Here is an 18,354-nt window from a genome sequence, read left to right as displayed (position 1 = left end):
ATACTACTGGGCAACCGCCACTCCGTTCTTCTCTACAATCTCGCGGGCAAGGTTCAGGTAGCTGATGGCGCCTTTGCTTTCCGCGTCATGCAAGATGGCCGGTACTCCAAAGCTTGGAGATTCACTCAACTTCACGTTTCTGGGGATAATGGTGTCAAACACCATCTGCTGGAAGTGCATCTTCACTTCCTCCACCACCTGGTTAGACAGGCGCAGGCGCACGTCATACATGGTCAGGAGCAGGCCTTCAATCTCCAGGTCGGGGTTGAGGCGAGACTGGATGATTTTGATGGTGTTCAGGAGCTTGCCCAAACCTTCCAGGGCGAAGTACTCGCACTGCACCGGAATGATCACCGAGTCTGCCGCGGTGAGCGAGTTCACCGTGATGAGACCCAAAGAAGGAGAGCAGTCAATGATGATAAAGTCGTACTTCTCCTTGAGCGGCACCAGCACCTGCTTCATCTTCTCCTCGCGGTTGGGCAGGTTGATCATCTCCACCTCGGCCCCCACCAGGTCAATGTGCGACGGGATCAGGTCCAGGTAATCGATGGAAGAAGACATGATGATGTCCTCGGTGCGCACGCTGTCTACCATGCACTCGTAGATGCTGTTCTCTATGTCTTTCGGGTCAAACCCGATGCCGGAGGTGGCATTGGCCTGCGGGTCAGCATCTACCAGCAAGGTCTTGTATTCTAAAGCGGCTAAGCTGGCTGCCAGGTTAATGGCCGAAGTGGTTTTTCCCACCCCGCCTTTCTGGTTGGCAACGGCAATTATCTTTCCCATTCTACAGGTTACAGTTCTAATGTTTGACCAATCTCCATCAATATCAACTCCTTCTGCTGGCGCCGGGCTAACTCCAGGGCCTCCACATGATCAATCTCTATGTACGGGAAGGTGTCATAGTGCATCCCGATGATTTTATTCACGTTCACGTAATTGGCCGCTACCAGGGCGTCTTCCATGTCCATGGTGAAGTTGTCCCCAATGGGCAGGAGCGCGAAGTCCAAACGATAACGGTCGCCAATCAGTTTCATGTCCATGTGCAGGGCGGTGTCGCCGGCGTAGTAGAAGGTTTTCTCGGCGCTTTCTACCACAAAGCCGGCCGCGGTGCCTGCGTAGGTTCCGTCTGGCAATGAGCTGGAGTGCACAGCGTTCACCATCTTCACCGTACCGAAGGGCAGGTGCACCTTTCCGCCGGTGTTCATAGGATGAACGTTCTCCACACCCTTTTTCTGATACCAGCTCACAATCTCAAACATGGCCACCAGGGTGGCGCCGGTCTTCTTGAGCAGGTACTCCGCGTCTGCCACGTGGTCTCCGTGCCCGTGCGAGAGCAGGATGTAATCGCATTCTATGGAATCAATGTCAATCTCAGATGCTAATGGATTTGGAGTGATGAAGGGGTCAAAGAGCACCCTGGTACCACCCATGTCAAAAAGAAAGCAAGATTGTCCGTAATAAGTGATTTTCATCTTTCTTGTGCCAATAGAGACGTTTAACTACCAGATAAAGCATACGCTTTTACAAAGATAAGGTAATTTGGAGAGACTTGCAGCCAAGACTTATTAACACTTTGCAGTTATTTATCCCCATTTTGGCCCAAAAACGGAGTTTGCCATCTTGTTGAATCAAGCAGGCTTAGAGCCCTGATAGTTATCATTTTAGGTTTGGGTTGGCCGGGGCGGCAGCGGCCCGCCGCCCCGGGCTGCTGCCGAAGGAGCGACCGGCTGGTTTAGAGGGCCGCCGAAAGCAGGTTAAGTACCAAAAGAGCGCCCCAAACCACCTCCAAAGTGCCCGGATTCCGGTCCAGAATTGCTGCTTTCCGGGCGTTGGCCCTGCTGTTTTGGGGCCAATTTAGAGAAAACAGCCCCAAAATAGGATTGATCAAATACTAACCAGATTAGTGTTGGCTAATGGGCTGTTTGGCCACTTTTTGAGGCATACATAGGCGTGTCTCGGCTCCTTTTCACCCGTCCAGAACTAGGAAACAGATCCCGGTTTTACCTGCTTTTTTTGTTTAGATGGGCGTTTGTAAGTGGTTGATGCCTAATGGTTTGCTTTGAGGTTGTTTCATGAAAAACGCATAAAAAAAGCCCGGCGTGAACCGGGCTTTCTCTAAGGGACTAAAAGGCTGTTATTTGGTGCCTTTCTTGCGCTTGGCTTCCTGCTCTGCGGCGGCTTTCATGGCCTCCTGCAGGCGCTTCTGGAAGCCTCCTTTGGGCTCCTTTCCTTTGTTCTTCTCCTGATACTCTTCCAGGTTCTTCCGGATGGTGGCATCGTCTACGAAGCGTCTGATCAGGGCCTGCTGGCCGAAGGTCACAATGTTAGACACGAAGTAGTAGAAGCTCAGACCAGCCGGGAAGCTGTTCAGCACGAACATGAAGATCACCGGCATGAGGTACGAGTAGAACTTCATAGGCCCCTGGATGGAGCTTACCTGGTTGTTAGACCACGTGTACAGAATGGTAGAGGCGGTCATCAGCAGGGTGAACATGCTCACGTGGTTGCCATAGAACGGAATGGTGAACGGCAGCATGGCAAACACGTCATAGGTGCTCAGGTCATGCGCCCACAGGAACGGCTCCTGCCGCAACTCAATAGAGTTAGGGAAGAAGTTGAACATGGCAAACAGGATAGGGATCTGCAGCAGCATGGGAATACACCCGCTCATGGGGTTCACGCCCATCTTGGAGTACAGGGCCATGGTTTCGGCCTGCGTCTTCTGCATGTCGCCTTCGTGCTTCTCCTTGATGGCGTCAATCTCGGGCTTCAGGACCTTCATCTTGGCCATGGAGATGTACGACTTGTAGGTAAGCGGGCTCAGGATCAGCTTGATGTAGAGTACCAGCAGGATGATGATGATGCCGTAGTTGCCAATGAAGTCTTCCAGGAAGTCAAACGCGGGAATGATGAGCAGTTTGTTCACCCACGCGAAGATGCCCCAGCCCAGCTCCAGGTTGCGGTCAAACTCATCGGTCACGTTCTTGAGCACATCGTAGTCATTGGGGCCGAAGAAGTAGGTGAAGTTGGCTTTGCCGGTCAGGGCGTCGGCCACCGGCACGGTCAGCTTAGACTGCAGGGTCTTTACCTGGGTGGTGTCCTCGGCGTTGAAAGCACTGCTCACCTCTGCGCTGGCGAAGTTGTTCTGCGCAATGATGGCGGCCGTGAAGAAGTTCTGTTTGTTGGCCACCCATTTCACCGGCTCCGCCACTTTCTCGCTCTCAGGGTCAGTGGCGCTGGCCGAAAGGTTGTCAAAGCTGCCGTCGGCGGTGTAGTAGTTAACGGTAGAGTGGTTGCGGTTCTGCTTGATGTCTTTCTCCAGGCGCTTCAGCTCATCGGTCCAGGTCAGCTGGATGGGCTGCTGCGCCACCAGGCCTTCCATGCCCCGGAAGTTCAGCTGGTAGCCTACCTCATAGGAGTCGTCTCGCAGGGTGTACACCTGCTCAATGGATTGGCCGGGGGCCACCTGGGCCGTGAAGGTGATGGCCTTGGCCGGCTTCTCATTTACCGTAAGGCTGGTTACCGCCGAGGGCTGAAAGAACAGGTCAGACAGCCTGATGCTGCGGCCGCCCTTGGTCTGGAACGTGAACTCCTGCTGGCTGCTCTCCTTGTCAAACAAGATGAGGGGCTTCTGGTCCCAGGTTTTGTAGTTCTTCAGTTCTACCTGCTCTACTTTTCCGCCCTGGGTGCCTAACGTGATCCTGAGCACCTGGTTTTCCAGAACGGTGGTCTGGTTCTGGCCGGTAGCCAGCGCACCGAACTCGCCCAGTTGGGCAGCGCGTTGGGCCAGGGCCAGGGAGTCATTGGCGGTATTGGTGGTGGCCGCCGGGGCGGCGGTAGTTGCTGTTTTCTTCTGTTGCACCGGCTGTGGCTCCGGTCCTTTCATAAAGAATATACTGTAAGCCAGTATAATCACGGCAATCAGGCCCATGCCTATTGCTGAATTTCTATCCATAGAAGTTAATAAGGGTTATTTGTTTCTGTTTTTAGAGTACGTGATGGCCGCCTTGATAAAGCGAACGAACAGCGGGTGCGGGTTCAGGACCGTGCTCTTCAGTTCTGGGTGGTACTGGGCCGCCACAAACCAAGGGTGGTGCTGCAGCTCAATCACCTCTACCAGGCCGGTGTCTGGGTTAACGCCGGTGGCGTGCATGCCCGCCTCCTCAAAGGCCTGCAGGTACTTGTTGTTGAACTCATAGCGGTGGCGGTGACGCTCAAAGATGTGGCCCTTGCCGTAGGCCTGGTACGCCTTGGAGCCTCTTTTCAGGTCGCAGGCATAAGAGCCCAGGCGCATGGTGCCTCCTTTCTGCGTGATGCTCTTCTGCTCCTCCATCATGTCAATAACAGGGTGGGGGGTGCTTGGGTTCATCTCGGTGGAAGCCGCGTCTTGCAGACCCAGCACGTTGCGGGCAAACTCCACGGCGGCCGTCTGCATGCCCAGGCAAATCCCGAAGAACGGAATCTGGCCCTCGCGCACGTAGCGGATGGCCTCCAGCTTGCCCTCAAACCCGCGTTCACCGAAGCCCGGGGCCACCAGCACGGCGTCCATGCCTTCCAGGTGGGTGTGCACGTTCTCGGCGGTGATAAACTCAGACTGGATGAACTTGAGCTTTACCTTGCACTCATTGAACGCCCCGGCGTGGATGAAGGACTCAATGATGGATTTATAGGCATCGGGCAACTCCACGTATTTCCCTACCAGGGCAATCTTCACCTCCTCGGTGGGGTTTTTCAGACGGCCCAGGAATTCTTTCCAGCTGTCCAGGTTTACTTCTTGCTTGCTGGTCAGTTTCAGTTTCTTGATCACGCGCTCGTCCAGCTTCTCTTTTTTCATGAGCAGCGGCACGTCGTAGATGGTCTCGGCATCCAGGGACTCAATCACGGCGTTGGGCGCCACGTTGCAGAACAGGGCGATTTTCTTCCGCATTTCGGCCGGAATAGGGTATTCTGAGCGGCACACCAGAATGTCTGGCTGCACGCCTGACTCTGACAGGGCTTTTACCGAGTGCTGAGTGGGTTTGGTCTTGAGCTCGCCGGCGGCCTTAAGGTAGGGCAATAGGGTAAGGTGAATCACTACGCTGTCATTGGGGTTGAGCTCCCAGCGCAGCTGGCGCACGGCTTCAATAAACGGCAGGGACTCAATATCGCCCACGCTGCCGCCAATTTCAGTGATCACCACGTCAAACTCGCCGGTCTGGCCCAGCAGCAGCATGCGACGCTTGATCTCATCAGTGATGTGGGGAATTACCTGCACGGTTTTGCCCAGGTACGCGCCCTGGCGCTCCTGCGTGATCACGCTGTGGTAGATGCGGCCGGTGGTCACGTTGTTGGCCTGCGAGGTGGGTACGTTCAGGAAGCGCTCGTAATGCCCTAAATCCAGGTCGGTCTCGGCACCGTCATCGGTCACGTAGCACTCGCCGTGCTCATAGGGGTTGAGCGTGCCCGGATCAATGTTGATGTAGGGGTCAAACTTTTGGATGGTGACAGAGAAGCCTCTCGCTTGCAATAATTTAGCCAGTGAAGCCGAGATGATGCCTTTTCCCAGTGAGGACGTAACCCCTCCCGAAACGAAAATGTATTTAGCAGAAGCCATAAGTAGTGTTTGTCTTATGGACTGCAAAGTTACTCTAAATTATTGGAACCGGCGGGAAAATGTTTGGATGCGGCGGGGCAGGAGGGACCAGGAGGGTCCGGCCCCTGCGTTTTACGCCTCTTTTCAGGAAAATTGGCTTAAAACCGGTTTCGCTTACCTCTTGAGCAAGGCATGCAAAGGCCGTAGCCTTTTTGGCCCGTCAAGGCCACTGGTAAGAAACGACTCTCCCCCGCCCAGGCCCTTTATTTGGTAAATGGCCTGGGCGAGGGAGGTTGGGTTGTGGGTGGGAAGATGTTTACCGGGAACTGTTACTTCTCCTTGCTCTTGAACGTGTAGCCTACGCCAAGCGAAATCACCTTTTCGTTGTCTGGCCTAAACCCTAAATTCTCTACCATGGCCATCACTTTGTATTGCCACACGTACGCTCCGGCGCCTATGTGAAGAAAAGGGACCATGTCTTTCTGCTTAAAGTCACTGTTGGCAGAGAATTGGGCGGTTAAACCGAAGTTTACAAACGGAGAGATCTTCTTGCCCGGAGCGTTGTTGAAGTTGTACTGGGTACCTATTGGTAGCCTAAGCATGTGCCTTTGCTCCTTCACTTCATAAGGTTTGACGGAGTACCCGTTTCGGGTTCTAGAGAGATAGTCATAGCGTATGTTCAGGTAGTTGAGGCCCAGTTTGGTGCTGAACCTGCGGCTCACGTTTGGGGCCACAATGTCCCAGGAGATACCGGCCCAATACCCGTTTCCGCCCAGGAAGGCGTCCTTGTCGGTGAGGAAAGCATCTTTATTGGGGGCGTACACAGTAGCATAGCCCGCCTCTGGTCCCCACTTCACCATAGCTTTGGCCTTGTAGGTGTGCGCAATGTTGGCGGAGGCGGGGTCCTTGCAGGAATTGTATTTAGAGATCAATGGAGCAAGCGCCGCATCTTTGAACGATACCTTATGGAGCGAGGCCGGTGCTATGGTGGGGCAGTCGTTGAGCAGGGAGATAAGTAGCCCAACGTATCTTTTGTCAACCCGGTACCCGTTGTCAGTTAGTACCTCATACTGGGCCAGGGTATAAAAGGTGGTGTCTTTCTTTAGCACGTAAACATGCTCATTGTCTTTTAGGTACTCCTGCGCTTGCTCCGTTCTGGGGAGTTGCAATTTGTACAGGCTGGTATAGCCTGTCACCAGTTTTTTAGCGTACCGGGTGGTTGTCTCAGTGGCAGAGATGCTACGGATTTGGGCGGGCACCGGCGCAAAGTGCAAGCCGTCCTTCGGGAACCCGAAACCTTCAAGTTCACCCACCGCATAGTGGCGCACGGCAGAAGATGAGTTTTCCTTGAAATTGACAGCAACGCTCAGCTTGGTTTCATCGGTTCGTTCAATAAATCCTTTCAGGGAATCTCCTCTGACAATAACATACCCCGGCTCAAAAAAATCTGCCTGGGCGAAGCTGTAACACTGGATGGAAACCACCAGGAGGAGGGTGAGTAAACATTTTTTCATGAAATAGGAATTGTGTTATAAAAGATTAAAATAAAGCGATTTGTATTCCATCAGGTAAGGACTGGAGAGGAGTTGGGTGCGGGTTTAGCGGAGGATATAGTCCAATTGATTAGAATAATGATTCTGAAAGGTAAATATTTATAATTATTCTCTAAAGAAGCAGGCCTGGTTTTTACCATCACCTGCACGGCTTTGCCTGACCAGGCCTGCTCCGGAAGCCGGTAATTGCCTGCTTCGGTAAGCACATACCGCACCCAGAACAGGAAGACATGCAGCAGAAGCCATTCGGAGTGGCTGGCCCGTGAACCGCAAGGTTGCCCCACGGATTGGGGCAAATGGTTCAGCAGAAATTGCTGGGGGTGCCGGAAGAAGGAGAGGGTATTGCGTTTTTGGGGTAATTCCAGAAAAAGAGCCCTGCAACGGGGAAGCTGCTCCAGTAAACAAGAGCAGCCTCCCCGTTGTAGGGCCTAAACTCTGGCCACCTCTTTGCTGAAGTGGGTTCTGTTTTGAGGCTTATTTTCAGAAAACCGCCCCAAAAGGGTGCGGGGTAATGGGAAGAATGCCCAGACTAAAAGCGGTTTTACCGCTCAATCCAGATGATGGAGTTGCCGGTATGGTGCTCGTTCTGCTCCCAAAGTTTGTTGTCGGGGTCAATGATCCATTCGCCGTCCACAATGAACTTGTAGCGGTTCTTGCCCACCGGCAGGTGCAGACTGAACACCCAGTCGTCTCCTTCCTTCTTCATGCGCAGGGCCTTGGGGTCCCAGTTGTTGAAATCGCCGGCCACGTACACCGCCTTGGCCTTGCCGTGGTTCCTGAGCCGGAACGTGTGGTTGGGCGAGAGGATGAGGTAGGAGTTGCCGGTGCCCTCTGGGTTGCCCACCTTCAAGGGATTTGCGGGGTCTAAGACCCATTTGCCGTCTACCTTGAACTTGTACTCATAATTGCCCGGACCAATGGCGTAGGGCAACTCCCAGCCGGTTGGGGTTTTCTTCATGGGCAGCTCAAAGTCGCGCCACTGGTTGAAACTGCCCGCCAGAAACACCTCCCGGGCCCCGGTATACCCTTCTAACCGGAACAGGTGCGTGGGCCCCAGGCGCAGCAGCGAGTTAACGCCGTTGTGCCCGTCTGGAACGGTCTCGGGGTTGGCCGGGTCATGGTGCCAGTCGCCGTCTACTATGAATTTATAGACATGGGTGCCCGGGGCCAGGAACAGCGGCAACTCCCAGCCATTAGCCGTTTTGGTCAGCTGCAGGTGGCGCTCGCGCCAGTTGTTGAAACTGCCGGCCAGGTACACCCGCTTGGCGTTGGGGAAGGCATTGAGCCTGAACACCACGTTGGTTTTGTAGTACACCGAGTTGATGTTGCCCCGGCCGTCGTTCTCGCGCAGCTGGTTGTCAAAGTCGGGCTCCCAGTGGTCGTCAATGACAAACTTGTACCAGTGCTTCCCGGCGGCCAGGGGCACCTGAGCGATCCACCCGCTGTCTACGCGGTTCATCTTCAGGCTGGTGGGCGACCACCCGTTGAAGGTGCCGGCCAGGTAGACCTTGCGGGCCGAGGGGTTGTTGCGCAGGTAAAAGGTGACCACCGAGTCTTTCTCCGGGAAAGGCTTCTTGTTCTTGAACCGGTTAAAGCCCAGCACCACCCGTTGGTGACCCTCCGGGAACAAGTCTGCCGCGGCGTGGTCTTTCTCGGTGAAGATGATGCGGTCGGCGGGGTTTATCAGGTTCTCAAACACCATGAGCGGCTTGGTGATCACCACCAGCTGGTCTGAGTTGTGCTCAATGTGCCAGCCCTGTTGCTGCAGAGAATCGGGTTTACCCGTCTGCAGGAAATGCTTCAGGCCCAGGTCGGTGAGGTTGAACTGCACCAGAAAGCTGTCTATAGAGGCGGCGGGCAGTTGCTTGTTCAACTCAATGAGCATGCGCCCGTCGCGCACCATGTATTTTCGCCCCGGCGTTTGGGCAAAAAGGTGCACCTGCAGGCAGACCATCAAGAGGATGGTGCACCAGCAGCGCCTGCGCCATGTTTGCCCAGAGAGCCGGTTGTGGGTTATTTCCATATGTAGAGTTCGCGCTTCACAAAGTTAAAGCCAATTTTATTGTTGTTGGCTGCCAGGAAGTCAAAGCCCAGCACCCCGTTGATACATCCGTTATACGAAAAACAGGTGTTCTCCAGGCTGGTGATCAAGACCGGTAGCGAAGCAAAGGCCTGGCTGCCCAGCCTCATGTCTTTCACATCGCCCCGCAGGGCTTCTATCTTTTTGTTGCCGGTGCCGCTCACCAGCACCCGGCCGGTGATGACCACCTGCTCAAAGATTTTGTTGGGCAGGCGGCTGTCCAGGATGTTGGTCTCGGCGCCGCAGTCAATGATGAAGTCTACTTTCTTGCCGGCCAGCTCAGTGCGGGCAATAATGCGGTTGTCCTTCAGGTCAATGGGAATGCTGTGGTACCGGGCCGTATCCTGTAACATTTTGCTGCGGTAAGTAGTTGCCTCTTTCCTGCCAATCTGGTGCAGGTAAATAAGGCTGCGCTCGTAGTCAATGATCATCTCGCACTGCCTGAACAGCTCCATGCCCAGCAGCCCCAGGATTTTCACCTGCTTGGAGTTCTCAATGTGGCCCAGGTTCACCAGGTCGGCCCGCAGGCGGCTGTAGCGCAGGGTGCCGAAGGAGAAGCTCCTGACCACCGTCTTCAGCACCGTGGGCGAGGTGCCGGTCACGCTGGTCCTTTCGGCGTTGCTGACCTTTAGTGTAGGGTAATCCCGGAAATAGGTGATGTTCAGGACCAGGTTCTGGGCGCCGGTGTCTAAGATGAAGTTGCCCACGGTGGTGTCGGCGGTGGCCTGGATCAGGATCAGGTTGCCGGCGCGCGTGAACGGAATAACGCAGGAGGTGGAGTCGCTGCCGGCAAAGAAGGAAGAGATGGAAAAGCCCGCCACCTTCTGGGCAAGGGCCGTGACAGCGCCCGCCCGCTGCTTCCGCTCCTTTTCCCCGGCCGCCGGCTTGGCGCAGACAAACCCACTCCCGCTCATCACCAGCAGGAGCAGCCCAAGAAACCTCACCAAGGAGAAGCGGCGCGAAAAAGGCATTAGGAACGTCTATGGTTCTGGGTAGGGAAGGGCTCAACGGCCCGTTAGGTACTTTCTAAAATAGGGTACCAGTATGTATAAGATGGAAAGAGGCGCACTTACCCTTATGCCGGGCCCAGGAAAATTTTCAGATGCCGTTGGCGACCGTGAGAATCACGGGTTTGCCGTCGGTGACCAGAATGGTGTGCTCGTGCTGGGCCACGTACCCGCCTTTGTTGCCCAGCAGGGTCCAGCCGTCTTGCTGCTCCACGGCAATGGTAGAGCCCGTGGAGATAAACGTTTCCACGGCTACCACCGAGTTTTTCCTGAACCGGGTCTTGTTTGACTTGTCGCCCCAGTTGAGGATGTCGTGCGGCTCCTCGTGCAGGCTGCGGCCCACGCCGTGCCCGGCCAGGTTCTCAATGACCTTGTAGCCGCGCTTGCGGGCCTCGGCCTCTATCAGGAAACCAATGTCGGCCACTTTCACGCCGCCCCTAATCTGGCTTACTGCTTTTTCCAGAATCTGCCGCGAAGCGTCTACCAATGGCTGCCGCTGGTGCAGATCCCGGCCCAGAATAAAGGAGCCGCCGTTGTCGGCCCAGAAACCGTCCAGCTCCGCCGAAACGTCAATGTTGACCAGGTCGCCTTCCTGCAGCACCTTTTGGGCCGAAGGGATGCCGTGCGCCACCTCCTGGTTCACGCTGATGCAGGTCCAGCCCGGAAAGCCGTACGAGAGCCGCGGAGCCGACCTGGCACCCGCCGCCGACAGCAGCTCCCCGCCGAAGTCGTCCAGTTCCTGGGCGGTCATGCCGGGTTTGGCGTGTTCGCGCATCTGGCGCAGCGTCTCCGCCACGGCCGCACTTATTTTCTGTATTCCAAGTAATTCGGCTTCTGAGGAGATAGACATGGGATTGGGTTTTTAAGGGGTGAGAATGAAGACGGGGCGAAACGAGACGCTTGGGCCAACAGGCGGGCCTTGAGGTAACCTGCCAAAGGCGCGAGGTTGCAGCAGGTGCCTCTGAAATCCTTGGGCCAGGTACGTTGGGTTTCGGGGCCGTTTTAGAGAAAACAGCCCCGAAACCCGGGAACGCTCCGGGGCGCTACGCCTTATAGTGCCGGATAGCCGCGATGATTTCCTGAATCATGTCATCGGTCAGGTCCAGATGCGTCACCATCCGGATTTGCTGCGGACCAAAGGTGGAAGCCAGGATTCCTTTCTCTTCCAGGTAGCCAATGAACCCATTGGGGTTCACCTCAGGGGCCAGCGTGAAAATCACAATGTTGGTGTCTACGGGGAGCACCTCCGTTACATAAGAGGCTTCCTGCAGCACTTTGCCCAGCAGGGCGGCCCGGTCATGGTCCACTTGCAGGCGCGGTATGTTGTGTTGGAGCGCGTACAAGCCGGCGGCGGCCAGGAAACCGGCCTGACGCCATCCGCCGCCTAAGGCTTTGCGCACCCGCTTGGCTTTTTCAATCAGAGGTTTTGGACCCAGCAGGAGGGAGCCCACCGGAGCGCCCAAACCCTTGGAAAGGCATACCGAGATGGTGTTGAAATAGCGGCTGTAGTCCTGCGGGTTCTCGCCGGTGGCCACCAGGGCATTGAACACGCGGGCCCCGTCTAAGTGCAGCGGAAGGTGGTGCTGGCGGCATACCTCAGAAATGGCGGCAATCTCCGGCAGGGTGTAATAAGAGCCCCCGCCCTTGTTGCTGGTGTTCTCCAGAGACACCAGGCTGGTGACCGGATGGTGGATGTTGTCTGGGTTGATGCCGTCTGCCACCTGCTGCGGCGTGATTTTCCCCCTGGTGCCCTGGATCAGGTGCACCGAGGCCGCCGAGTTGAAGGCAATGCCGCCCACTTCATATAAATAGATATGGCTGGTGCGCTCACAGATCACCTCAGAAAGGGGCTGGGTGTGCAGTTTAATGGCAATCTGGTTGGTCATGGTGCCGGAAGGGCAGAAGAGGCCCGCCTCCATGCCAAACAGGCGGGCCCCGTAGGCCTGCAATTCGTTCACGGTGGGGTCCTCGCTGTACACGTCATCGCCTACCTGGGCCCGAAACATGGCCTCCAGCATGGCGGGGCCAGGTTTGGTCACCGTGTCGCTCCGGAGATCTATCAAAGGATTCATCGGTTTTTTTAAGCTGAAATTTGAGATTGTAAAAGTAATAACTTACTTTTGCGATTCAATTTTAAATATTGACCGATGGCAGTTACTAGATTAAAAAGAAAAGACCGGAAGAATAAAGCAAGACAGAACAACAAAGTGCGCGTGATCAAGCAATTGTTGACTACTCCCGTAATCAAAAACGTAGACGTTGAAGAGCTGAAAGCTCGTTTCGCTACCGCTCCAGCCGCTTCTACAGCAGCCGCTGAGTAATTCTGCGTTTTTTCGTTCGCCTGCTGCCTTTCGGCAAACTGTACGCGATTACTCTAGCTACAAGATACTTTAAAGTGTAACCACTGCGGTTACACTTTTTTTATGCCCTTTTGCCTAGCTCAATCACCTGCAGGTGCTGCACCTTGCCGTCCAGGACCTCAAAGCGCATCATGGTGCGTACCTGGTGGAAGCCGTGCCGCCCGGCCGCGCCCGGGTTCAGGTGCAGCAGGTTGCCGTGCCTGGGGTCTTGCATCACCTTTAAAATGTGGGAGTGGCCGCAGATGAACAGCCCCGGCGGGTTTTCCTTGATCAGGGCCCGCACCTCTGGGGCATACTTGCCCGGGTAGCCGCCAATGTGCGTCATGAGCACGTCCAGCCCGGCGCAGGTAAACCGAAGCGTCTTGGGGTGGAGCGCCCGCACGTCCTGGGCGTCAATGTTGCCGTACACGCCCCGTACGGGAGCCACCTGGGCCAGCCGCTCAGACACCGCCGCCGTGCCAAAATCGCCCGCATGCCAGATCTCGTCGCTCCCCTGCAGCAGGGTGAGCATCCGGTCGTCCAGGTAGCTGTGGGTGTCAGAGAGCAGGCCAATTTTCATAAAGTAATGCTAATGTGCTAATGGGTTAATGTGCTGATGTGCTAATTATCGTGGAACGGATAGGGTAGGATACGGCTTGAATGAGTTCCAGTTTTGGGCTTGTTTTTAGAAAACAGGCCCAAAACAGATTCATCAATCTTAACATCTCCACATCCTCAAATTTCACATTCAAAAAATTAGCACATCAGCACATTAGGGAATTAGCACATTACTTCCCCCACGTTTCGGGTTGCTGGCGCCATTGGGCCAGGGTGGAGATGGCTTCTGAGGAGATGTAGCCTTGTTGGGCGGCAATCTCTAACAGGGCGTTGTAGTGGCTGAGGCACACGGTGGGGATGCCGGCGGCCGCGAAGTTCTCATCGGCCTTGCCGAAGCCGTAGGTGAAGATGGCGGCCATGCCAATCACTTCGCCCCCGGCGGCCTGTACCGCCCTGGCCGCTTTCAGCGACGAGCCCCCGGTGGAGATCAGGTCCTCTACCAGCACCACGCGCTGGCCCGGTTCTAACTTCCCTTCAATTTGGTTGCCCATGCCGTGGCTCTTCGGCTCGGGGCGTACGTACAAATACGGCAGGTCCAGCAGGTCGGCTACCAGGGCGCCCTGGGCAATGCCCGCCGTGGCTACGCCGGCAATGGCCTGCACGCCGGGAAACTGGTCTTTCACGGCCTGGGTCAGCGCGTTTTTGATGTACGTACGGATGTGCGGATAAGAAAGCGTGACGCGGTTATCGCAGTAGATGGGGGAGTTCCAGCCGGAGCTCCACTGGAACGGCTGCTCCGGACGGAGGCGCACCGCCTGGGTTTCCAGGAGGTAGGCCGCAATTTGTGCGGCGGTTTCTGTGTGTGGCATGGGCGAAATTACGCAAATACTGCCAATCTTTTCCGCGCCGGCACTGCTTGTACCCTATGAATTTTCTTTCTTATTTTGTATCCTCTATACGCTCCGTACATAAGCGCCTACTTCATGAATGTCTTTATCAACGACATCCCCCTGATCATCAAGAAGAGCAGTGACAAGATCTTCAAGCACAAATACGACTTGGTGCTGGGTAAAGACGATCAATTTACTTCCAAGGACCTGGTGGGTGACGTGCTCATCCGGGACGTGGACCCCATCCTGATAGACCGCCTGGTACGGTTAATGGAAGTCAAGAAACTCAAGAAGCTGGATTCCCTCACCCTGGTCACTGACAAGAAGAAGAAGCTCATTGAGCACCTCAAAGACCAGTTCAAGATTATCAAGGCGGCCGGCGGTCTGGTGGAAAAGGACGGAAAACTGCTCATGATTCACCGCCTGGGCATCTGGGATTTGCCCAAGGGCAAGCTCAACAAAGGCGAGGACGTGCAGCTGGGCGCCCTGCGCGAGGTAGAGGAGGAGTGCAACATTAAGGTGGCCATTACCGGCGAGCTCCCCAATACCTGGCACTCCTACGCGTACAAGGGCAAGAAAATCCTGAAGAAGACCAGCTGGTTCACCATGCAGTGCCTGGACGACACTTACATGAAGCCCCAGGCCGAGGAGTTCATTGAAGAAGTGCGCTTTATGTCCCCCAACGAGGTGCTGGAAGTGCTGCCAGACACCTACGCCTCCATTCAGTTCGTTATCCGGGGCTATTTGAGGGCAATGCGGAAAGGTGGAAAGGGATAAAATCCTGCACGTCGCCGCCAAAGCGGTGAATCTCCCTGATGATAGAAGAGTTGATGGCCGCCAGCCGCGGTGAGGTGATCAGGAACACGGTTTCCAGGTCTGGGTTCACGTGCCGGTTGGCCTGCGCAATGGTGTTCTCGTACTCAAAATCGGTGGTGTTGCGTAAGCCGCGCAGCAGGAAACGGGCCCCCACCTCCTTCGCGAAATCGGCCGTGAGGCCTTTGTACGCCTGCACCCACACCTTGGGGTTGTCTTTGAACACGCCCTCAATAATGCCCACCATGTCGGCCACCTGAAAGTAGCGGTTCTTGCTGCTGTTGTTGCCAATGGCCACAATTACGTTGTCAAACAGCTCACAGCCCCGCTGTACCACGTCATAGTGCCCGTTGGTGAAAGGATCAAAGGAGCCGGGAAAGATGGCAATGCGTTTCATGCGGTGGTCTGGTTACGGTGAAAGGGAATGCAGGGGTGAAGATGCTGAAAAAATCCGTACCCCGCCCGCTTGCCCCCTCAATTCTTTCCTGAAATGCGGTTTTAGCCCCTTTTTCCAGAAAACAAGCCCAAAACAGGCATCCTCACCGGCAGGCAACAGGACTGCCTTCGGCGCCCGGGCACACCACCCGGCTAATACGCCTTGATCAGGTCCTCCAGCCGGGTGGTGTAGCAGGGCGAAAGGTTTTCGCTCTTGATCTTCCACTTGTGGGAGGTGCCCTGTACCGCGTATTTCACAATGCCGTGCCCAAACTTCTCCCGCAGCCCGTCCAGGGTCTGCATGAGGCTGTTGTCCCGCTCCCGGGTGTTGGCCGAGAACAGGCTTTCCTGCACCTGGTTGGCCGGCACCAGACCAGACACAATAATGCCCGTCTTTTTGTACCTGAACCCCGGCCGGTAGATGGCCCTGAGCGCTTCTAGGGCCTTTGCCACCAGGACCAGCTCACTGCTGCTGGGTACCTCCAGCTTTACCGTTCTGCTCTGGTGGTAGTGCTGGGTGGGGCAGGTAAAGCGGCTGGTCTCCAGGAAAACGGTAAAGGAGAAGGCGCAGCTGTTCTGTTTCCGGAGCTTGGAGGCGCACCGCACGGTATGGGCCGCCAGGGCTTCCTCAATATCAGTCAGTTCGGTAAGGGGCTCACCGAAGGAGCGCGAGGTGCAGATGTTCTGCTTGGGCGGCGGGGCCAGCTCCAGGTCAAGGCAAGACTCGCCCCGCAGTTCCTTTACCGTGCGCAGGCCCACAATGGTGAGGTGTTTCTTCACAAAGCTGTCGGTGGCGCAGGAAAGGTCATAGGCGGTCTGCACGCCATACCCGGCCAGTTTGCGCGCGTACTGCCGCCCTACGCCCCAAACATCGGCGACGGCTGTGGCTCTCAGGGCCTGCTCTATCTGCTCCCTGTCTCTGAGCACCAGGGTGCCCGTTCCTTTCTTGGCCAGGCGGTTGGCTATCTTGGCCAGCGTTTTGGTAGGGGCCACGCCCACCGCCACCGGAATGCCGGTGGCCCTGGGAACGCGCTCCCAGATGGCGCGGGCGTGCTGCTCCAGATCTACGTGCAGGAAATTGCTCAGGTCCAGGAAGCTCTCGTCAATGCTGTAGATCTCCAGGTGGGGCGTGTACTCAGACAGGATGAGCGTCACGCGGCGGCTCATGTCGCCGTACAGCTCGTAGTTGGAGCTGAACACGTGCACGCCGTGGGCCTTCACCAGTTCCCTGATCTCAAAGAACGGAGCACCCATGCCAATGCCCAGGGCCTTGGCCTCGTTGCTGCGGGCAATCACACACCCGTCGTTGTTGGAGAGCACCACTATGGGCTGGCCTACCAGGGTGGGGTTGAAAACCCTCTCGCAGCTTGCGTAGAAGTTGTTGCAGTCTACCAGGGCAAACAGGCTGGTCATGGGCTAAAACTTACGGTGAATGCCTACCACCACGCCCCAGATGAGGCCGCCCTCGGGCGAGTCTATCTTGATGGGCGGGTACTTCTCATTCTCAGACATGAGGTACGCGGCGTCTTTCTTCACCTGCAGGCGCTTGATGGTGTAGCCGCCCTCCACAAACGCCAGCACCACCATGCCGCTCGTCGCCCTGAGGTCGCGGTTCACGATGGCCAGGTCGCCGGGCATGATGTGCGCCCCGATCATGCTGTCGCCCATTACCTTCACCAGGAACGTAGACCCCGGATGGGTGGAGGCATAAGTGTTCAGGTCAATGGGCTCGGCGCTGTAGTCAGAGGCCGGGCTCGGGAAACCGGCCTGCACGGTGGTGGTGAAAAGGGGCAGGGACTGACCCTGGTTAATGATCACGAGGAACCTGTTTTCCTCCACGGGGTGTAACGGGATAATGGCTGCTTCCATACGGCTCTTGCTGTTCTGTTGCTCTTTACGAACAAAATTAGCAAAAGCTCTATATTTAGCTAATTATTTTAGTTTTTAAGGACTAAGTGGCGATTGCTGAAAGGGCCTTTTTGCGGCTATTCAGTTGGATAGCTTGTTGGTGTGGGGGTGCTTGTTGGTGATAACACCAACAAGGGTGTAGGGATGTAGGATAGGAGGAAAGCAGGGGTAGGAACGATAGGACAGGTGGAAAGCAGGAAACGGAGGAGCACCCACTGAACCAGTTTAGAAGGCACAAGCCGGAGGTTCGCGCCAGCGGATCTCCACCAGCGGACCTCTGTAGTATAAAGGAACGCTTACTTCTGTTTTCCTATTGAAGCTAGTACTTCACTGCTTTGCAAACTGCCGCCATGGTAGGTCCAAGTCACAGACTTGAACCATGGGAGGAGTGAAGGGATTACCCCTTTTACCCTTTTTGAGAGGAAAGCGCGCAGACGCTCGCAGGTCCTCCAGATGCTACGAAGTTTTTTGGGCAGGCGGTAGTACGGCGGCAGGCGGCCTGTACCCACCCCTGCCCCTCCCGGGAGGGGAGTCATCTGCACGAGTAAGGAAATTGCCTTAGCGGGCCATAGGCTCCCACGTACGCAACCCATCGGCCAAGGTCCACCCTAAGGCAATTCCATCCGCCATCAACCGGAACTCCCCTCCCGAGAAGGGCAGGTCTACTCCTGCAGAGCTGCCGTTGTTACTTTTTGAGACGGCAATCTTTGTAGTGTGATTGAGTAGGTCTACTCCTGCTGAGTACCGTCGTTACAAGCAAAGCTTCCGCCACCAACCAGCAGTAGCCTCTACTAAACGCACCTATTCCAGTCTTTGGCTCGAGCGCCTCGCTTGTGGCCCCTGAAGAACAGAAGCTAAGCACAAACTACAAAGGTGGGCCGCAAGGGCAGTGCGAGGGGCAAAGACGGGGCCTCGCGGCCGTGAGCGCACCAAGTAAACTATGCAACAACACAGCCTATAAGTTCATAGGCAAACCGCCACTACGCCAGTAAAAACCAAGAAAACACGGCTTTCAAAGCCATAAACAAGCCAGAACTACGCCAGCAACACCATCTTAGCAAGGACCAGGTAAGTAGACAACCGCCGCCACGCCAACAACAACCAAATCAGCAAAGGTCAAGCTATTGCTCAGCAAGCACTCTGCCAGCAGCAAACAACTTTGGGCGCAAAGGAGCAGGTTCCTGCCAGGCCTAGCGGCT

General features: G+C 55.7%; 16 protein-coding genes. 2 read left to right on the top strand and 14 right to left on the bottom strand.

What is annotated here, in order from left to right; genetic code table 11:
* Nucleotides 1-3 precede the first annotated feature (3 nt).
* From JT718_RS13305 to JT718_RS13265, 9 genes are all read right to left on the bottom strand, one after another.
* A complete protein-coding gene (locus JT718_RS13305; protein ID WP_205503202.1) occupies nucleotides 4-783 on the bottom strand; it encodes a ParA family protein in 780 nt (259 codons plus the stop codon).
* A gap of 8 nt (nucleotides 784-791) precedes the next feature.
* The gene (locus JT718_RS13300; RefSeq protein WP_205503201.1) at nucleotides 792-1,472 is read right to left on the bottom strand and encodes a metal-dependent hydrolase; all 681 of its coding nucleotides are present in this window, start codon (nucleotides 1,470-1,472) and stop codon (nucleotides 792-794) included.
* A 662-nt stretch (nucleotides 1,473-2,134) separates the two neighbouring features.
* Nucleotides 2,135-3,955 carry a membrane protein insertase YidC gene (gene yidC, locus JT718_RS13295; protein WP_205503200.1) on the bottom strand — a complete coding sequence of 607 codons (1,821 nt, stop codon included), beginning with the start codon at nucleotides 3,953-3,955 and terminating at the stop codon, nucleotides 2,135-2,137.
* Nucleotides 3,956-3,970: 15 nt separating this feature from the next.
* A complete protein-coding gene (pyrG, locus tag JT718_RS13290; protein ID WP_205503199.1) occupies nucleotides 3,971-5,593 on the bottom strand; it encodes a CTP synthase in 1,623 nt (540 codons plus the stop codon).
* Nucleotides 5,594-5,901: 308 nt separating this feature from the next.
* Nucleotides 5,902-7,086, bottom strand: a complete 1,185-nt coding sequence (locus tag JT718_RS13285; protein ID WP_205503198.1) for a hypothetical protein — start codon at nucleotides 7,084-7,086, stop codon at nucleotides 5,902-5,904.
* A 580-nt stretch (nucleotides 7,087-7,666) separates the two neighbouring features.
* The gene (locus tag JT718_RS13280; protein WP_205503197.1) at nucleotides 7,667-9,148 is read right to left on the bottom strand and encodes a glycogen-binding domain-containing protein; all 1,482 of its coding nucleotides are present in this window, start codon (nucleotides 9,146-9,148) and stop codon (nucleotides 7,667-7,669) included.
* Complete coding sequence (locus tag JT718_RS13275) at nucleotides 9,139-10,176, bottom strand: aspartyl protease family protein (RefSeq protein ID WP_205503196.1); 1,038 nt, start codon at nucleotides 10,174-10,176, stop codon at nucleotides 9,139-9,141. Before JT718_RS13275 ends, JT718_RS13280 begins: the two co-directional genes overlap by 10 nt.
* A gap of 127 nt (nucleotides 10,177-10,303) precedes the next feature.
* Nucleotides 10,304-11,062, bottom strand: coding sequence for a type I methionyl aminopeptidase (map, locus tag JT718_RS13270; RefSeq protein ID WP_205503195.1), 759 nt, complete (start codon nucleotides 11,060-11,062; stop codon nucleotides 10,304-10,306).
* 193 nt (nucleotides 11,063-11,255) lie between these two features.
* A complete protein-coding gene (locus JT718_RS13265; protein WP_205503194.1) occupies nucleotides 11,256-12,284 on the bottom strand; it encodes a threonine aldolase family protein in 1,029 nt (342 codons plus the stop codon).
* A gap of 75 nt (nucleotides 12,285-12,359) precedes the next feature.
* Here JT718_RS13265 and JT718_RS13260 point away from each other — a divergent pair, with 75 nt between their 5' ends.
* A complete protein-coding gene (locus JT718_RS13260) occupies nucleotides 12,360-12,533 on the top strand; it encodes a hypothetical protein (protein ID WP_205503193.1) in 174 nt (57 codons plus the stop codon).
* Between the two features lie 100 nt (nucleotides 12,534-12,633).
* Here the strand turns inward: JT718_RS13260 and JT718_RS13255 are convergent, their stop codons facing one another.
* Both JT718_RS13255 and pyrE read right to left on the bottom strand, forming a co-directional pair.
* On the bottom strand, nucleotides 12,634-13,131 hold the full coding sequence (locus tag JT718_RS13255; RefSeq protein WP_205503192.1) for a metallophosphoesterase family protein: 498 nt from the start codon (nucleotides 13,129-13,131) through the stop codon (nucleotides 12,634-12,636).
* A gap of 208 nt (nucleotides 13,132-13,339) precedes the next feature.
* Nucleotides 13,340-13,978 (bottom strand): orotate phosphoribosyltransferase, encoded by a 639-nt coding sequence (gene pyrE, locus JT718_RS13250; RefSeq protein WP_205503191.1) that lies wholly within the window; start codon nucleotides 13,976-13,978, stop codon nucleotides 13,340-13,342.
* Between the two features lie 114 nt (nucleotides 13,979-14,092).
* On the opposite strand from pyrE, the gene JT718_RS13245 reads away from it, so the two are divergent.
* On the top strand, nucleotides 14,093-14,776 hold the full coding sequence (locus tag JT718_RS13245; protein WP_205503190.1) for an NUDIX hydrolase: 684 nt from the start codon (nucleotides 14,093-14,095) through the stop codon (nucleotides 14,774-14,776).
* On the opposite strand, the gene coaD is transcribed toward JT718_RS13245, so the two are convergent.
* From coaD to JT718_RS13230, 3 genes are all read right to left on the bottom strand, one after another.
* Nucleotides 14,730-15,209, bottom strand: coding sequence for a pantetheine-phosphate adenylyltransferase (coaD, locus tag JT718_RS13240; RefSeq protein WP_205503189.1), 480 nt, complete (start codon nucleotides 15,207-15,209; stop codon nucleotides 14,730-14,732). The genes JT718_RS13245 and coaD overlap by 47 nt on opposite strands.
* A gap of 191 nt (nucleotides 15,210-15,400) precedes the next feature.
* On the bottom strand, nucleotides 15,401-16,660 hold the full coding sequence (locus tag JT718_RS13235; RefSeq protein ID WP_205503188.1) for a Y-family DNA polymerase: 1,260 nt from the start codon (nucleotides 16,658-16,660) through the stop codon (nucleotides 15,401-15,403).
* Between the two features lie 3 nt (nucleotides 16,661-16,663).
* Nucleotides 16,664-17,116, bottom strand: a complete 453-nt coding sequence (locus JT718_RS13230) for a LexA family protein (RefSeq protein ID WP_205503187.1) — start codon at nucleotides 17,114-17,116, stop codon at nucleotides 16,664-16,666.
* Nucleotides 17,117-18,354: the final 1,238 nt, after the last annotated feature.

Source organism: Rufibacter psychrotolerans, from assembly GCF_016924645.1.
Lineage (GTDB): Bacteria > Bacteroidota > Bacteroidia > Cytophagales > Hymenobacteraceae > Nibribacter > Nibribacter psychrotolerans.
This window is presented reverse-complemented; position numbering and strand designations above follow the sequence as displayed.

Excerpts from the sequence above, each read along its gene's own strand:
- JT718_RS13305 (WP_205503202.1), bottom strand. The coding sequence starts at position 783 with ATGGGAAAGATAATTGCCGTTGCCAACCAGAAAGGCGGGGTGGGAAAA.
- JT718_RS13300 (WP_205503201.1), bottom strand. The coding sequence starts at position 1,472 with ATGAAAATCACTTATTACGGACAATCTTGCTTTCTTTTTGACATGGGT.
- yidC (WP_205503200.1), bottom strand. The coding sequence starts at position 3,955 with ATGGATAGAAATTCAGCAATAGGCATGGGCCTGATTGCCGTGATTATA.
- pyrG (WP_205503199.1), bottom strand. The coding sequence starts at position 5,593 with ATGGCTTCTGCTAAATACATTTTCGTTTCGGGAGGGGTTACGTCCTCA.
- JT718_RS13285 (WP_205503198.1), bottom strand. The coding sequence starts at position 7,086 with ATGAAAAAATGTTTACTCACCCTCCTCCTGGTGGTTTCCATCCAGTGT.
- JT718_RS13280 (WP_205503197.1), bottom strand. The coding sequence starts at position 9,148 with ATGGAAATAACCCACAACCGGCTCTCTGGGCAAACATGGCGCAGGCGC.
- JT718_RS13275 (WP_205503196.1), bottom strand. The coding sequence starts at position 10,176 with ATGCCTTTTTCGCGCCGCTTCTCCTTGGTGAGGTTTCTTGGGCTGCTC.
- map (WP_205503195.1), bottom strand. The coding sequence starts at position 11,062 with ATGTCTATCTCCTCAGAAGCCGAATTACTTGGAATACAGAAAATAAGT.
- JT718_RS13265 (WP_205503194.1), bottom strand. The coding sequence starts at position 12,284 with ATGAATCCTTTGATAGATCTCCGGAGCGACACGGTGACCAAACCTGGC.
- JT718_RS13260 (WP_205503193.1), top strand. The coding sequence starts at position 12,360 with ATGGCAGTTACTAGATTAAAAAGAAAAGACCGGAAGAATAAAGCAAGA.
- JT718_RS13255 (WP_205503192.1), bottom strand. The coding sequence starts at position 13,131 with ATGAAAATTGGCCTGCTCTCTGACACCCACAGCTACCTGGACGACCGG.
- pyrE (WP_205503191.1), bottom strand. The coding sequence starts at position 13,978 with ATGCCACACACAGAAACCGCCGCACAAATTGCGGCCTACCTCCTGGAA.
- JT718_RS13245 (WP_205503190.1), top strand. The coding sequence starts at position 14,093 with ATGAATGTCTTTATCAACGACATCCCCCTGATCATCAAGAAGAGCAGT.
- coaD (WP_205503189.1), bottom strand. The coding sequence starts at position 15,209 with ATGAAACGCATTGCCATCTTTCCCGGCTCCTTTGATCCTTTCACCAAC.
- JT718_RS13235 (WP_205503188.1), bottom strand. The coding sequence starts at position 16,660 with ATGACCAGCCTGTTTGCCCTGGTAGACTGCAACAACTTCTACGCAAGC.
- JT718_RS13230 (WP_205503187.1), bottom strand. The coding sequence starts at position 17,116 with ATGGAAGCAGCCATTATCCCGTTACACCCCGTGGAGGAAAACAGGTTC.